Source organism: Pseudomonas sp. MAFF 730105, from assembly GCF_055380705.1.
In genome coordinates this window covers 1,570,350-1,583,555 of record NZ_AP018438.1, presented here as the reverse complement: position 1 = coordinate 1,583,555, position 13,206 = coordinate 1,570,350, and the positions used below count along the sequence as shown (strand labels likewise).

Below are 13,206 nucleotides of genomic sequence, written 5' to 3'. Positions count from 1 at the left end.
GCTAGACGAGCTCGCGAGACTGGGCCGAACTGATCATGAAAAGAAAAATCACCAAAACCCTGCCCACGCCAACACATAAAGAGCGAAGAGGTGCCGCGCAACTCAAGGCAACTATTGCTCGAATCCATGCCGCCTTGCAGGTGCTTCAGCAACAGGCTGAGCCCTTCAAAAACGTCAGTCAGCTAGCAGATGAGGTCGCTCGTATTTGTAACCTCGACCGCAGCCTGCTTTTGAAGCGTGGAAAGTCATACAGGAAGTGTCTCGACGCGTATCCAGGGCTGCTCGGCAATGGAAGTCCCCCTTCCACCCCATACAACACGGACATAGATTCACTGCATCCGATCATGATCCGAAATTCGCAGCTGGAGGAGGAGAACGCCAAGCTTCGCAACATCGTGGACGATTTGTCGAAACGCCCCGTGCAGGCTGCCCGGTCTCAGGACGCTGCTACCAAGGCCTGCGGAGTGCTTGAGTACCAGCGCGAGTATGAAGTGACCTGCCAGTTGGTGGACAGGATCCTCGATCACAAGCGGGCCATTCGGATCATCAACGACACCCTGACTGACCTCTCGGATGTCAGCGGTATTCCGAAACCGATAGCCGACTCAACACTCATTGCCCCCTATGCCAAATGGAAGAATGCCCGTGTGTGAACTGAATGATCGTACCTCTAGTACAGAGGCTGAGGTTGGGTTAGGAGTTGGGGCTGGGTCATCCAGGAGTGCTTCTGGTACAGGTGCTTTTATGGGCGGTTCGCCGCATGAGGTGCTACTCGCCATGGCTCCGGAACTGGAGTCGGCGAAGAGGCTGCGCCAGGTAGCCCTGGAGATCATCGAATCAGGCAAGGGCGTGCCCATGCGGGCCGGCAAGATAAACCTTGCATGGCTTGCCGGGACGGTGGGGCTTACCAGGCAGGTCTTCTATGAAGGGCGCGGCGGGCACGAGCTGCCCCAGATTGCTGACCTGCTACTGGAGCATTTGCGATCTCAACCCTCAACGAAAGCCCATTCGCAGTACGACAAATCGCTGGCCAGCTTGCGAACCGAGATCCAACTGCTCCGAACCCAGCTGAGAGATGCCGAGCGTGGCTTGCAGCGTGCGGCTTTTCGGGAAGAGATCATTCGGTCAGGAAAGATCCTCACGTTCTAACTGGGCCGTGGGTGGGGCGCGCTTCGCAGCTCTACAGCAAGTTCCTTCCAGTTTCATTTCCCTGTCTTTCTACCCGACGGTGCATAAGGCCAATGGCAAAGTACTACTTCGTCCGGAAATTCACTCTCACGCTGGGTGGCGAACGGCAATTCCATCTCCTATCGCTGGCGACCGGGACATTCTTCAAGGCTCGGCTCGATCCAGAGCTAATGTCGAACTCCCTATTCCCCGGCATGACGTATCGCGCGTCTATCGCTAAGCGCGGGAGGGGGCTGGCCATTACCTACCTGGACTCCGCTGGTTGCGTGGCATATGACGAATGCAAGGCACTGGCGGGCTTCGTTAGTACACAGAAAGCGCTCCCACAGTACGCACCGCCGTCCGGGCTCGCGAGCATTTTGGAACAAGCTGCTTTGATGGAACGGCGCAGTGTGCGGCAGCTGCTTGACCATGAAAGTCGGTTCATTCTTGGGAAGCACCTGGGCGATGCTCAGACGGCCCAGTTGCAGTTCGCATGGCAGGAGTACATGGCCTTCCAGGAATCGGTGGTTGGAATCATGACTCAAGGGTTCAACCAAGCCAGTGCTGAGCAGATGGTGATTTGTCTGCCGGTAAACGCCTGCTTACTCCTTGCGTTCCCCCCAATGGCACTGTCGTTTCTTCGGGCCGATGACAACTCAGTTATGGATCATCCAGGCTTCAATCGGACGCCTAGATTGAGGAAGGCTTGGGCACTTCTTAGGCATTTGGAGGCCCAGTCAACTGCGGGCAACACCCTTGTTGAGGTCGCTTCTGTTTATGGGCGTGTGGCAGATGTGGTTGACGCAGATGGCGGTGGTGATGTTATCGCCAGCGTCATCGAGGGCTCGGACTATGTGCTTGACGCGATTCGCGAGTGTGAGGGCCACGGCTGGGTTGTGGCGACGGAGGGCCATGTTCAGCTCCAGTCGAACCATCTCCTGCAGAGCTTGGTACGCAATCATCTGACTAGGATCTGCACGCCCTTTCACCCAGTCTATAGCGAGCGTGAGATTAAACACGCCTTCAGCCGCTTGAGCGCGTTCACCCCGGACATGTTCGCTTTCGACATGCTCGACGAAGTGACCTTGGCACTGAATTCACGCGTGCTGCTCGTTCGATATGACGATGTCAAAGCAGCCGTTGAATTCACCCAGCAGTACTGTGCGGTATCGGAGCTCTTAACGAACAGCCTCCCGACTTCGGTGACGATCGCCAAGGCTAGGTGCGCGGCCTATGAAAACGAGTTGGGTGATGCCCCTGTCCCGTTTTACGAAATTACAGATGGCGCTCATGCGCAGGCGATCGTCGTACATCAGTTCAATCAGCTGCCCTTATTCGAGATTTTTCAGCTGCTGACAGAGCTGGAGAATGTGGTGAATTTGGTTGCGCTGATCGATGTCACCCTGCCCGCCAATGCGGCTGTTGACCAGATGTCTCGCTACTTCCCTAGCGTGGATGTCCGCATTCGCCAGCAAAGTGCTTTGCCGATCCAGCAATGCCTCCGGAAGCTCTCTGAGATCGAGGCACGGATCGATGTAGAGGATGTTCAGCGCATCGCGGTGATCTGTGATTGCCCTGATATTACCCAGTTGCTGAATCGGCGATACAGCTCAGTTCCAGCAGATACGAAAGTGCCTAAAAAGGGCGATCTGATTCGGCTCTCTCCACGTAGTCTTCGACGTAAGGATGACGCCCTGATTCGCATTGTGAACGTCAGGTCGAATGAGCTTTTCGTGTCCCAGTCACAGACGTATCGGATGATCAAAGCGGACGAGTTCGCGGGGTACTCATGGGATGCAGGATTTGCACTGAGCCCGAACGAAGCACTGGGGGTCGAGCTCCCTCCGGTACTGGTGTTCACCTCCGCTCAAGGCGGTGCTGGTGGGGAAAGGTCGGGGGCTGCCTTCGTCAGGAACCTCCAGGCGCAAGGGGTTCGCGTGATTGAGCACTGCGTGTATGAGATTGAGGGCTTTCCGAGGCTAGCGAGTCCTGGGACTTTGCAGCGGATTGTGCCGCTGGTTGAGTGATGCTTGATTGAGTTTGTCCCGAGACTGTCGTCGCAGCCCTCCCGAAGACACGATTCACCCAATCGCTTTGGCCACGGAACGGCATCCGACTCTGGCGGCGTACGATTCCGAAAAACGATAGGCCAAACATTGAGTTATGTTTGAGCTCAGCTACCCTTGATTGCATTAGGCCACTTCTCGGGTGATGGATGCGCGTTGAGCAGTTGACTGTAAAGAATTTCAGGGGCATCAAGCATCTTGAATGGAAGCTGATGGGACAGTCCATTTGTTGCCTGATCGGCGTGGGCGACAGCGCGAAAACAACCGTGCTGGACGCCGTGGAGGCGGCCTTATCCCCACGGTGGATGACCTTCAACGAAGCCGACTTCCACCACGCGAACACCGCTGAAGACATCGAAGTGGAAGTCACGATCGGCGAATTGTCTCGCGCCCTGCTCTCTGATGGTCGCTTCGGCCTGTATCTTCGTGGTCTCTCCCCAACCGGCGAGCTAAACGATGAACCCGAGGACGCCGACACCCCAGTCCTGACAGTAAGACTTTCGGTCGATGCGACCATGGAACCCGTTTGGTCTCTGGTCTGCGATCGCTATCCAGTTCCAAGAATCCTTTCGAACAGGGACAGAGCCATGTTCTGCCTTGTCCGGCTGGCCGGTGACGAGGCACGCCATCTGACCTGGGCCCAAGGGTCAGTGCTCTCCAAGATGACTGAGGCCAACGATGAGACCGCGCAGATGCTGGCTCATGCTTATCGTTCTGCTCGTCAAAGTGCCAACCTGGGCTCCATCCCAGAGTTAGCCCAAGCTGCGGCCTCTGCCGAAACAGCTGCCCGCTCACTCGGCGCGTACATCAACCAAGCCTACGGCCCCGACCTTGAGCTCGGGCGAGGTGGATTCAACTCCAGCTCAATCGCGTTGCATGACGGTTCCGTACCATTGCGGTTGGCAGGCCTTGGAACCAGGCGTTTGGCGACGTTGGCTGTTCAACGTTCAGCTATCAGCGAAGGCGCAATTGTCCTTGTTGATGAACTGGAGCAAGGCCTTGAGCCGCATCGCGTCCTTGGCGCAATGGCTCAGCTCAAAAAATGGCAAAAGGAAGCGGAGAAGGCGCATCTGGCTAAAGGCCAAATTCTGATGACCACCCACTCCGATGTCGTCTTGGCGGAGTTGCCTCCACCTTCTCTGTTCATTGTTTCCCGCTCGCCCGAGGCGGTTGCAGACATCAAACATGCCCTGGCAAGCGGAGATATTTCCCGGGTTTTGAAGGGGGCCCCACGGGCCCTATTCGCCCGGAAAATTTTACTCTGCGAAGGCGCAACAGAACTCGGAATGATGCTTGGATTGAGGGAGCGCTACCCCGACAGACACGATGGAGTCCCGATCGAGCAACTCGGCGCGGCCATTATTGATGGAGGGGGATCAGCAGGCCCACCCTTGGCGCTCGCGCTCCGGGCACTTGGATACGAAGTGGGTCTATTCAGAGATTCAGATCGAAAACTGGACGCTCATTTTGCTACCAAACTACAAGCTCAAGGCGTGCGCGTCATCGAGTATGGGGGCGGTCTGAACACGGAGCGAGCGGTGTTCCAATCAGCCACTGATACCCAAATTGACGGCCTGCTCGACCTGGTAGCGGGGTTCATCAGCGAGCCCACATTACTGGATCACCTAGAAAAGACCTTCGAAGGCCTTGATGTCGACGCCTGTTTTTGTGATTGGGATCTGGTCGGTGTCTGCCCAAACCCTCGGCTACGCCTGAGCGATCTAGCCGCCGAAAAAAGCTGGTTCAAAAATGCTGAGCGCGGTCGCGCTATATCCGCTCTCGTGATGCAAATTATCGACAACCCACATGTGTCGCCCATAGGCATATGCCTCCGCACCTTAGAGAGCTGGCTTTATGGTAACGCCTGAGTCCATTCTCACGCTCAGCCGTCGGGCCGTCGTGGCTCCAGCAGGCCATGGGAAAACGGAGCTGATCGCCAAGGTGGCCGCACTAGGGCGCCGAACCTTGGTACTGACTCACACACATGCAGGGGTTCACGCAATCCGGGCTCGCCTCCAGCGAATGCACGTGCCCAACGACAAGGTCGTCGTAGATACCATTGCATCGTGGGCTCGCCAGTACGTCCAAGCGTTCCCCGGTCGCTCAGGAAGGTCAGCACTTCATCCCAACAAGCCCAATTGGGATGACGTATACCTTGGTGCGGCTTCAATCCTGCAGAGCCCTGTCGTCCAGGAGGTCATCAAGGCCTCCTACGACCGCGTACTGATAGACGAATATCAAGACTGCGAGCAGTACCAGCATTGGATTGCTGGCTGGCTCTCCTGCATCGTTCCGACCGTTATTTTCGGGGATCCCATGCAGGGAATCTTTGAATTCGTCGAAACAAAAATCGGCTGGAGCGACTCTGTCGCCAGTTATTTCACCCACGCTTATGAACTTCAAATACCCCACCGCTGGGCCACAGCAAATACCGCGCTGGGTAAATGGATTGCGGAAACTCGGCAAAAGCTGATGGCAGGGGAACCAATCGATCTGCGAGAGGGCCCCATAAACTACATCCAGAGCAATAACGCATTTGATATGTCGTTGTTCTTTGATGAGTTCAACTCCAGAACCGGTTCGACGGCAGCGATAAACTGCTGGAGAAACACCTGCAATGACTTAGCCAAGAGCACTAGGGGGGCTTTTCAATCGATTGAAGAAATAGCGGCGAAGCGTTTGATGGATTTTGCAGAAATCTGGGATATGTCAGTGTCCGCCCCACAAGCACGCGCCGATGGGTTGAGATCACTTATTGATGATGCGATCACTCGTGCTCCGGCTGCGCCAGGCCATCCATCCGATGCCATTCTCGACATAGAAATATCCGCCGCCTGGGCGCTACTGTCGATTAGTGGTTCTGCTGAAGGTGCTCTGGAGGTATTGAAACTGGAAAGGAGTCACCCCCTGTCGAGGACATTCCGAGGGGAGCTTATCGGTGACACCAGGCGGGCATTAAGTGAAATCATGGATGGCAGGCATCAAAGCCTTGTCGCTGCTTCGGAAGCAGTAAGGCAGCGCCTAAGCAGGACAGGAAGAGCACCGGTGGCCAGGACAATTTCAACTCCGCTGCTCCTCAAAGGGCTGGAATTCGACCACGTATTGATTCCCGACGCGATCCACTACACAAGGCAAAAATCTGCAGCCGCCAAATCCTTCTACGTCGCCATTTCCAGAGCCAGGCACACACTCACGATCTCTAGTAAAACTCCAATTCTGGAGTTCCCTCTGCCGAACCTTTAGCGGATACAAACTTTAGCGCTAAGCATTAGCGCTGCTCATGATATCTAGGGGATTAATATGGAAGAAACACTCTATGACGGTCGGGGTCGACCAGTAGCGTACATTGCCGACGACAATGAGGTGTCCATTTATCTTTGGTCAGGCCATGCTGTGGCATATGTTGTTGAAGAAAACCTATATGGCTGGAACGGACAGCACATCGGCTGGTTCGTTAATGGAGTGCTTTATAACCGACGAGGGCAGCGGGCGGGATCAATCGGCAGCCAATGCCCATACGCGCTGTACGCTGCTCCTGCAAAGTATGCCAAGTACGCAAAATATGCCAAATACGCTCGCTATGCTGCCTACGCTCGGCCAGGCCTCAGCAGCAGCTATAGCCAGGAACCCTTGGAGGATTTTCTAAAAAGTGGGGCTGTTGGGCGGGTGTAGGGCGATCAAAAATTGCACCTCATGCCTGTGCTTTGAGCTATGAAGCACAGCCACGAACGGGTGTGGACATTCCATCCGTTTCAGGACGAAGACGTTTTCTTGGCGCTCGCGAGATCGGGAATGGTGAGAAGCTTATCGCGAAATCCTCAAGGGAGACATCCGGCAAGGCCGCAAACCTCAGCCAGATGACGTGCGTCAAATCCTCACTCGCAACCTCTACCTGGCCGAGGCAGCAGAGCTATTTGGAAGCAAAATCCAGCCCGAGCGCATGGCTCAAATCCAGGGCGATCTTGAAGCAGATTTGGGCGGCATCGGAGCCTATGCCGATGGACTGCGTGCGGTAGAAACCCTTCAAGCCGAAGGCATCAAAATAGCAATCGCATCGAATCTAGCTTCTCCACACGCCGATCCTGTTCGGCGTATGGAGCCGACTTCCTGCGAAGACGGCTACATCGGTAGATTTGATTTTGCTAGATTCGCCATACCGACGCTCACATCGAGCCGAAACCATCACCATGGGTGTTCAAGGAGAAGCAATTGTCGAAGGAAATTTTCATCAGTCACGCCGTAAAGGATAAAGCCCTCGCGGATGCTTTCGTGGATTTAATGGTTACGGCTATGGGAATCAGCGCGGACGATATCTTTTGCTCCTCGCTGGAAGGTATGGGCATCCCTATTGGTGCCAATTTCGTAGAACACATCAAAGCGGCGATCCAATCCCCCAAAGCTGTTGTGGCCCTTATCACACCCAACTATCTTGCTTCCCAGTTTTGTCTCTGTGAGCTGGGCGCGACCTGGGCGATGTCCCACAACCTATTCCCTTTGCTGGTGAAGCCTCTGACCTTCGAAGATGTCAAAGGTGTGCTCACCGGCGCGCAACTCACTGAGATCAATAGCGCTACACGACTTTCCGAACTTCGAGACCAGCTCAACTCGACGCTTGGGCTCACTGGAAAGAACACTGCCCGCTGGGAGTCCAAACGCGATGTATTCCTCAAAGGCCTCCCGAAAATTCTCAAAAAGCTGCCCAGCCATCAACAGGTGTCCGCCGCCGCTCATGCGAAAGTTGTGAGCGACCTGGATGACGCCAGGCAGTACATAGCCGACCAGGAAGCGGATCTGGAGGAGAAGAAGGATCTGATTGCAAAACTTGAGAAAGCCAAAGACAAAAACGAAGTGGCCGCGATCAAGCGTGCGTATACGGGTGAGGCGGATCAGCTTGATCAACTCGAAACTGACCTTGGCCTTCAACTGGAGAATCTGCCCAAGCACGTGTCTTACGTGGCTTGCAAGGAAATCGGTCTCCAACAGCGCGTAAAAATAGATAACTTCAAAGACGCGGATTTAGCTGAGGGCCTTGAGAGAGCAGCAGGCCAGCAATTAATCGAGATTGATGACAGCGGATTCTGCACGCTGAACTCCTCGCATCCATTAATCAAAAAGATGTTTAAGCCTCTTCGTGTGCTGAAAAAGTTTATCGACGGCGCGTCGAGCGAGACCCACGAGGATTTCGAAACAGAGCACGAGACGACGTTGTCACTGGGCAACAGCGACTACTGGGCAATCCGCCTCGACAACCGACTTCACAGAATGTCTTTCTAAATCATAACGCCAGCGCCGATGATCGTATCGCTACGGCATCGGCGTTATTGCTCGGTTCCAACAGATACGGAAATGCCCAAAATGGGTAATCCGATCCGGCGTTCACCTCGTGGCCTGCCGCGCCAGGATGACACCCTGATTCGGGTTGTGAACGTAACGCCAGGTGAGCTTTTTGTGCTGCATTCGCAGATGTATCGGACGATCAAAGCCGACGAGTTCGCGGGTTCCTTATGGGCTCCGGGGTTCGCTCTTAGCCCGGCATGCGGTTTGGCCATCCCTCCAGTGCTAGTGCTCACATCTAATGAAGATGGTTCTGGTGGGGAAATGAACGCGGTGGCCTTAGTCAGGAACCTGCAGTCGCATGGGTTAGCGTGATGGAACGGTGCATGTGCGAGATTGAACGGTTTTCGAGGGTTACGGGCGCGGGGACTTTGCAGCGGATTGTGCCACTGGTTGAGTGATGCCAGGAATTGCTTAGCATTACTCCAAACCATGCGTTGTGTCGGCTGCTCACAGAGCTCGCATAGACCCGACCGATCAATAAACGTTTTGGCTCGGTATCCGCTGGCTGAGACGCTTTTGGGTGCGAAGCGCCTGCAGATCATCCAGTTGACAAACCAAGATTTCTGCACAAAAATGCCGGTTGACAGTATCCCTTATTTGCACAGTTTTCGAGGTCGTATCGATGCACGAAACCCAGCACCCAAGTCATTTCGCACCCGAGTTGCTCCCCGAATACCTGGATCTGGTCTGCCAGGAAGTGATCTCAGTTGCGTATCAGGCGCTGGCTGATGCATCTACACCAAACGATACCGCATACACCCGCGCAACCCTGCTCTACGGGCGTCTTCAAGGGCTCTGTAAGGCGTTGGGTGCCGATGTGACCCTGCCATGGCTTGAGCTGCGAAACGGCACCATGGACTTCACGATCAGCATCAACGGTGTTTTGCTACAGATCGTCACCGACGATCCTGATGCTCCTAAGAAGCTGCATCGGCTCAAGGCCAATCTGGTCGAGCTGCACCAACTGAGTCTCTTCGAGGCCAGCCCCGAGGTTTCCACTTGGAGACTGTTTGTTGATGGGAACAACGACCTCGAATTCCCTGAGTTCAAAGCCACGATCGTGGGCTTCGATATCAACCAAAATATCCTTTGCCACTGGGCACATGAATACAAGGCCAGCGTGCCGGTCAGAACCAGCGATCTCCCTGCTCAAGTCGAGATCGAGGAACCTTTGGTGGTTCGCAGAAACAAAGACGCCGACACGAAAAAACCCGACGAACCTGGCAGCGTAGATGGACGATAGAACACAGCAACTGGCATTAGGCGACGAATTCTCTCCGGACAAGCTGCGCCTTGCGCGCTGCGCGTCCGGTTGGTCGCTTGCAGACATCGGTGACCTGCTTGGAGTTACCCGGCAGTATGCTCACAAACTGGAGGTGAATGGATTTCCCTCCGCCGCACAGCTGGAAATGCTGAGCACGGCTCTGGGCGTCACTCAGGAGTTTTTCTTTGCGCCTAGACGCAGCTCCGTTGAACTTGAGCAATGCCATTTCCGAAGCGTGCGCGCCTCAACGGTGACGGTGAAGAAATCAATTGCAGCTCAGGTTGAGCTTTTCGAACTGCTGATCGATGAGCTCGACAAAGAAGTCGCGTTCCCGGATATCAGCTTTCGGACACATGATGAACCAGTGACAAGCGTCGATACTATCGAACATATTGCAGAGCGTTTTCGCAGAGAGCAATCGTTGGGGCTTGGGCCTCTCTCGAACGTCACCAGACTGGTCGAGAAGATTGGAGTGCTGGTCGTCAATATCGCTGAAGCGGATGACCGCATCGACGCGTTCTCCCTACACAACAAGCGCCCACTGATTGTTCGCAATACCGCCAAGCAGAACCCATGCAGACAACGTTTCGACATCGCCCATGAGCTCGGTCACCTGGTGATGCACCAAGGTGTGGAAACGGGCTGCCGGCACACGGAAGATCAGGCCAACCAATTCGCAAGTGCCCTTTTGATGCCCAGGGCAAGCTTTGCAGGAGAATTCCCTGCAATGCGAGGCCGATATCTCAACTGGCAAGCCTTGGGTGAGCTCAAGCTGAGGTGGAAGGTTAGTTTCAAGGCTCTGATCTATCGGGCTCAGGCTCTGGATCTCATCAGCCAAGAACAGGCCAAATCAGGCTTCACCTATCTGAATCGCAAGGGCTTCACACGGCGAGAAGATCTCGATGATCAGATCGAGATGGAATCACCTCGACTGGTGCAGCGCGCACTGGATTTGCTGGATCACGCTAGCTGGAGAAAGGCTCTCAAAGCTTGTGGGCTTACCCGCGAGATGGTTGAAAGCCGCTTCATGCTCATACCACCTGAGTCACCTTTGAGACTGGTTTAAATAATCAATTACGAGGCGGATATGGAGCACAATTTCGAGCGACTACAGGCACATATCCTCCCACTTTCAATGGCGAAGACTTTCTCGGTGGCGCGGCAGGAATGGGTACTGGTCGGGATTGAGATCAGCGAGGAGTTTGACAACTGCCCCTGCGGGCAGGACATCAAGGAACACTGCTGGATTGAGAACAAGCTGACAGGCCACAAGACCTATGTAGGCAACGTGTGCATCAATCGCTTCCTCGGCATCGATACCGGAACACTGTTTGATGGGTTGAAGCGCATCGCCAAAAACAGCCAGGCCAATGCGAACCTAGACCTCATCATTCACGCCTATAAGTTTGGGTATATCTACGAAAGCGAGTACACATTTTTGATGAGTACTCGGCTCAAACGTAATCTGAGTGCCAAACAAATCGCTTGGAAGGAAAAAATCAACAGGCGGATCACAAATAGTACCGTTGTTCAACGACGGACGAAGATGTAGAGGTTGTAGAGCAGCACTTAAGCTGGTCGACCATCCATAGAGGTGCACGTACCCAGGCACTCACCAGATCAGCTTTCATGGTGAGATTCCAGCCAACGGCAATGTGCCATAATCCGCGCTCGCTCGAACCACTGATAGGGATACAACGTGACCGATCTGCAGCAAGTCAAAGATTCGCTTAAAACCGTGGCCAAAGACTACTGGGAAACCCACAAGAAACCGCTCTTGCTGAGCAATCTACCGGCAGTGCTGGAAGCCAAGGCGCCGAACTTCAAATCTATCCTAGGCCCGCAGAACATCAAATCCTTCATTAAGGATTATGCGACTGAAATGGACGTCAGGCTGATCGAGCATGCGACCCAAAAGGCTAAGGTAGCCGTCGCACCTGCGGCGGAGACATTCGAATTCCCCACCGACAGCGCGGTCGAGAGCAAAGCCCAGAAGACGCCTCGCACAACACACAAAGGCGAAAAGGCCGTCCTTGCGTTATTGCACTCGCTCGGATCCCTATCTGACGAAGAGCTTGATCGGGTTACTATTCCCGTCTCTGTACTCGTGAAAATGATGAAATAACATGCGCTGCGCAATCATTTTGGTCTCGGATGACCCGGGTGCGTGCAGCCTGTTCGATAGGGAGAAAGAAGCTCTTATCCCACGCTCATTACGCGAAGTCGAGAGAGTCAAAGCGATAGGCTTCGACTTCGTCACAAGCATCTTCAACCCCTCTACTGCAAAATTTCAGCTTGAACAGCATGTGCTTCATATAGCCAGAAGCGCTGATGGCGTTGCCATCCTGTGTGACAGCCGATATCAAAGGCTGACAGCAAAGGTTTCAAACGCCTGCTTCGTAGCCAGAGTGGAGCTCAACCCAGAGGCAAGCAGCTACAAAAACATCCTCCAAGCCACCATCACAAGGATGGTCAAAAATCTGGCCCATGTATACACGCACATGCGTGATGCTGGCAGCCGCAATGCGTTGCAGCTTCCCTTCCGGAACTTCATCGCAGCAGAGCTTATGGCACTGGAGCAGCTGTTCGCTCAGAGCACACTTGCATCAGAGTTCGTCCCGACACTCGACCAGGCAATTAGTGACCTGAACAAGCGCAGAATGCCGAAGCGCAAAGAGGACTATCCTGAAAAATACTATGTGGATGACAACGAGACCTTCTTCTCCTATGGAAAAGAACATCATTCAGAACTGGAGACGGGCGCGACTCACCTGCCACTGTGCAAGCTGAACGGAAACTTCAGGTTTGGCCAAAGAATTGCCACCAACGAACACTATAACGTGTCGAAGGACAAAGGAAGGAACGGGACAATATCCGGCGTTTTCAAGGACTGCCATGACCGGATTCTGGAGTTAAGAGATAAGTCGCACGTCAACGTGTTCTCGAACGACTACTGGACTGCTCCAAGCTGAAACGAAAAAGCGGGCCCTGCATATGCAAATGGGGGCCCGCTTTTCTCGTGATATCTAGCTACGCATACCCTTCGCTGAACGCAGTAACAAGTCATAGCCACGCTAAACCTAGGTTCTGGTGACGTTCCCGGCTACGGACACCCACGGTGCCTGACCAGCCTCCAGTTTTTCATGGATCCCAGTCTGGACGAAGAGGTTAGTAGATAACCTAGGCACAGGTTACACGTTTCTAACGCATCATGCACCCCCATCGGAGATTTTCATGCCAGAGCACAACCGCTTCCGAAATGGGTGTAAAAACGGTAAGCGTCCGGCTAACTCATTGCGTGACTCAGCTCGGTACCCACTGATGTGGTATCAATTGCCCGATCTCACTGGCCCGGTGATCGTTGGAGTG

At 54.2% G+C, this 13,206-nt stretch carries 12 protein-coding genes; all 12 read left to right on the top strand.

Annotated elements, in window-relative coordinates:
* Window positions 1–35 precede the first annotated feature (35 nt).
* The 12 genes from PCOSP_RS07035 to PCOSP_RS06980 all read left to right on the top strand — a co-directional run bounded on the left by PCOSP_RS07035 (window position 36) and on the right by PCOSP_RS06980 (window position 12,809).
* Complete coding sequence (locus tag PCOSP_RS07035) at window positions 36–653, top strand: hypothetical protein (RefSeq protein WP_464710640.1); 618 nt, start codon at window positions 36–38, stop codon at window positions 651–653.
* A gap of 124 nt (window positions 654–777) precedes the next feature.
* Complete coding sequence (locus PCOSP_RS07030; protein ID WP_464710639.1) at window positions 778–1,149, top strand: hypothetical protein; 372 nt, start codon at window positions 778–780, stop codon at window positions 1,147–1,149.
* Between the two features lie 92 nt (window positions 1,150–1,241).
* Entirely contained in the window at window positions 1,242–3,197 is a 1,956-nt protein-coding gene (locus PCOSP_RS07025) for a hypothetical protein (protein WP_464710638.1), read from the top strand.
* A gap of 188 nt (window positions 3,198–3,385) precedes the next feature.
* Window positions 3,386–5,104 (top strand): ATP-dependent nuclease, encoded by a 1,719-nt coding sequence (locus PCOSP_RS07020; RefSeq protein ID WP_464710637.1) that lies wholly within the window; start codon window positions 3,386–3,388, stop codon window positions 5,102–5,104.
* A gap of 154 nt (window positions 5,105–5,258) precedes the next feature.
* Window positions 5,259–6,479 (top strand): UvrD-helicase domain-containing protein, encoded by a 1,221-nt coding sequence (locus PCOSP_RS07015; RefSeq protein WP_464711886.1) that lies wholly within the window; start codon window positions 5,259–5,261, stop codon window positions 6,477–6,479.
* 57 nt (window positions 6,480–6,536) lie between these two features.
* Window positions 6,537–6,908 carry a 4-fold beta flower protein gene (locus PCOSP_RS07010; RefSeq protein ID WP_464710636.1) on the top strand — a complete coding sequence of 124 codons (372 nt, stop codon included), beginning with the start codon at window positions 6,537–6,539 and terminating at the stop codon, window positions 6,906–6,908.
* 537 nt (window positions 6,909–7,445) lie between these two features.
* A complete protein-coding gene (locus PCOSP_RS07005) occupies window positions 7,446–8,510 on the top strand; it encodes a toll/interleukin-1 receptor domain-containing protein (RefSeq protein WP_464710635.1) in 1,065 nt (354 codons plus the stop codon).
* 685 nt (window positions 8,511–9,195) lie between these two features.
* A complete protein-coding gene (locus tag PCOSP_RS07000) occupies window positions 9,196–9,816 on the top strand; it encodes a hypothetical protein (RefSeq protein WP_019096084.1) in 621 nt (206 codons plus the stop codon).
* Window positions 9,806–10,903, top strand: a complete 1,098-nt coding sequence (locus PCOSP_RS06995; protein ID WP_464710634.1) for a helix-turn-helix domain-containing protein — start codon at window positions 9,806–9,808, stop codon at window positions 10,901–10,903. The genes PCOSP_RS07000 and PCOSP_RS06995 overlap by 11 nt, the downstream gene beginning before the upstream one ends.
* Window positions 10,904–10,924: 21 nt before the next feature.
* Window positions 10,925–11,389, top strand: coding sequence for a hypothetical protein (locus PCOSP_RS06990; RefSeq protein WP_464710633.1), 465 nt, complete (start codon window positions 10,925–10,927; stop codon window positions 11,387–11,389).
* 147 nt (window positions 11,390–11,536) lie between these two features.
* On the top strand, window positions 11,537–11,962 hold the full coding sequence (locus PCOSP_RS06985) for a hypothetical protein (protein ID WP_464710631.1): 426 nt from the start codon (window positions 11,537–11,539) through the stop codon (window positions 11,960–11,962).
* 1 nt (window position 11,963) lies between these two features.
* Entirely contained in the window at window positions 11,964–12,809 is an 846-nt protein-coding gene (locus PCOSP_RS06980) for a hypothetical protein (protein WP_464710630.1), read from the top strand.
* Window positions 12,810–13,206: the final 397 nt, after the last annotated feature.